Here is a 2,606-nt window from a genome sequence, read left to right as displayed (position 1 = left end):
ACCCCGGACGGGTTCAGGTCTTCAAGCACATAGTCGGTCCCCGCGAACCCACCCTGACGTCCCACCCTGGCCACGCCTGGCTCTACGTGCTCGCCGGCACCCTTCGCCTGCTGCTCGACACCGACGAGCACCTCCTCGGCCCCGGGGAGACCGCCGAGTTCGATCCCCGCATCCCGCACTGGTTCGGCCCGGCCGATGACACCGCGGTGGAGATCCTGCACCTGTTCGGGCCGCACGGCGACCGAGCCGTCACCCGCGTCGATCGCACGACGCCGGACGACTCACGTCACCCGCCGGGCGACGTCCCCGATCAGTTCCTCGACGCCACCCGCTCGTAGTGCGCTCGCCGGAGAGGCAGCGGGAGTTCGTTCACCGTGAGTTCGGAGGTCTCGAGCCACCGGATGAGTCCGTTGACCTCCGGGGTGGTCCGCACGGGCCCGATCGTCACCACGTGTCCTCGGGGCTCGCGGGTGACGCGATGGCACCGTTGCACTAGGACGACGGGGCCGTCCGCGTTCGACTCCCGTGCGGCCCCACACCTGCCGCCGAAGAGGCAGGTGGCGCGCGCCAGCACTCCGTGGGCAGAGCGGCCCACCGCCCGGCTCAGGGCCGAGAGCAGCGCGGACTCCCTCTCCCCGCCGCACGTGCCGCAGTACATCAGCGTGAAAGCGTTCTGCGGTCGGTCGCCGGGGTTCGGGCGAGGCGGGTTCTCCGGGTGATGGGACTTCGTCATCGTCTGCTCCTCTCATCCGTCCCGGCTGTCGACCGGGCGCGGGACCCGTTCCGGGCGGGACTCCTCTGGGCGGGGCTCTTCTGGGCGGGATCACCGGCCGGTTCGGCCCGGTCCCACATCCGTCGATACCGTCCGTCCGTGCTCAGCAGCTGCGCATGGGTACCGCGCTCGATCACCCGCCCCTGCTCCAGGACGACGATCTCGTCGGCTCGGGTGACCGTGCCGAGGCGATGTGCGATGAGCAGGACGGATCGTCCGCGGGCCAACTCAGCGATCACCTCCGAGACCTCGCTCTCGGTCCGGGTGTCCAGGGCCGAGGTGGGCTCGTCCAGCACTACGACCGGTGCATCCACGAGCAGGGCCCGGGCGATGGCCACGCGCTGCCGCTGTCCCCCGGACAGCCCGGCTCCGTCCTCCCCCAGACGCGTGTCGTATCCGTGGGGCAGGTCGCTGATCGCGGCGTGGAGCCGCGCGCGCGTGGCCGCGTCGACGATGTCGGCACGGTCGGCGTCGGGGCGGCCGAGCGCGATGTTCTCGGCCACCGTCCCCGGCACCAGATGGGTGTGCTGGAACACCTGGGTCACCGTGGCCGCGAGGGTGTCCGGGGCGATCTCGCGGACGTCCACTCCGCCGATCCTCACCGACCCGGCGGCGGGATCGTCGAGGCGTGAGAGCAGGCCACCGAGCGAGGACTTCCCGCTGCCCGAGTGGCCGACCACGGCGACCATCCCCTTCTCGGGGAGTTCCAGATCGATCCCCCGGAGCGCCGGGGTGCCGTCCGGGTAGTCGTATCCCACGTCGTCGAACCGCACCTCGACACCTCGTGGTGTCCGGGGCTCCGCCGGGTCGGGAAGCTGCGGGATCTCGGCCACCGATCGCAGCCGCTCCAGGGCCGAGCGGGTCACGTGCCACTGCTCCCCCACCGACAGCGCGGCCACCAGAGGCCGGTAGACGGCGATCGCCACGAGGAGGAACCCCACGGCGATCTCCGTTCCGCGGCCGGCCACCACCGCCATCAGCACCGGGACGCCGGCCATGAGGACAGCCGAGGCCAGCATCAGCGGGGGGATCAGCCTGCCGAGCATCCGCACCGAGGAGTCGCGCAGGTCAAGCGCCGTTGCGCGCAGGACGTCGGCGATCCGCCCCGGCGCCGCGAGGACCCTCCACACGGTGATCCCGGTGAGCACGTCGACGAACCGCGCCGAGGACTCGGCCTGCAGGGTGGTCCGCTCCCGGGCGGCGGCGGTCGTCCGGGTCCCCGCCCACACGGTCGCCGGGATCGCCGCGAGGACGGCGCCGGCGAGCACGAGAGCGACGACCGGGTCGTAGACGGCCGCGGCCACCACGACGAAGACCGGCAGCCCGAGAGCCTGTCCCAGCTTGGGCAGCCCTTCGGACAGGAAGTCCTCGATCTGCTGCATGTCACCCGTGAGCAGGGCCTGGATCTCCCCGCGGCGGCGACCGGTGGCCGTCGGGACGGGCACGCGGAGCAGGTGCTCGAGCACCCACTCGCGGACATGAGCGGACACCTGGTAGGAGGCCAACCAGGAATCCCTGGCGGCCAGATACGAGGCGAGCAGTTGTCCGATGAGCGTTGCCACGGCCACCACGGTCACCTGAACGGCCCGGTTCCTGTCGACCTGCCCACCGCGGGCCAGGTCGACGACGAGGGTGATCAGCACCCCGTAGAGCAGCCCGCCGAGCAGGGACTGGACGATCCGCCAGCCCACCCCGCGCAGGACGCGGACCCGTTCGGCCCCGGCGATCCGCCACATCGTGCCCACTCCGCTCATCGGATCCCCGCCCCCGCCCGCGACTCGGCCTCGGTCAACTCGGCATAGAGCCCGCCGCGGTCGAGCAGTTCGTCGTGAGT

Annotated in this window: 3 protein-coding genes; 1 reads left to right on the top strand and 2 read right to left on the bottom strand. The window is 71.9% G+C overall.

The features are described 5' to 3' along the window. A partial coding sequence (locus IY392_RS16050) for a cupin domain-containing protein (protein WP_194861757.1) occupies positions 1-338 on the top strand: 338 nt, incomplete at its 5' end. Here the strand turns inward: IY392_RS16050 and IY392_RS16045 are convergent. Together IY392_RS16045 and IY392_RS16040 are read right to left on the bottom strand one after the other, a co-directional pair. Next, complete coding sequence (locus tag IY392_RS16045; RefSeq protein ID WP_194861756.1) at positions 311-733, bottom strand: hypothetical protein; 423 nt, start codon at positions 731-733, stop codon at positions 311-313. The genes IY392_RS16050 and IY392_RS16045 overlap by 28 nt on opposite strands. Then, on the bottom strand, positions 730-2,526 hold the full coding sequence (locus IY392_RS16040; RefSeq protein ID WP_194861755.1) for an ABC transporter ATP-binding protein: 1,797 nt from the start codon (positions 2,524-2,526) through the stop codon (positions 730-732). Before IY392_RS16040 ends, IY392_RS16045 begins: the two co-directional genes overlap by 4 nt. Positions 2,527-2,606 lie beyond the last annotated feature (80 nt).

This window comes from Dietzia sp. SYD-A1, from assembly GCF_015356725.1.
Taxonomy (GTDB): domain Bacteria; phylum Actinomycetota; class Actinomycetes; order Mycobacteriales; family Mycobacteriaceae; genus Dietzia.
This window is presented reverse-complemented; position numbering and strand designations above follow the sequence as displayed.

What these genes read in the sequence shown, in the direction of transcription:
- IY392_RS16045 (WP_194861756.1), bottom strand. Translation starts at nt 733, where the DNA reads ATGACGAAGTCCCATCACCCGGAGAACCCGCCTCGCCCGAACCCCGGC.
- IY392_RS16040 (WP_194861755.1), bottom strand. Translation starts at nt 2,526, where the DNA reads ATGAGCGGAGTGGGCACGATGTGGCGGATCGCCGGGGCCGAACGGGTC.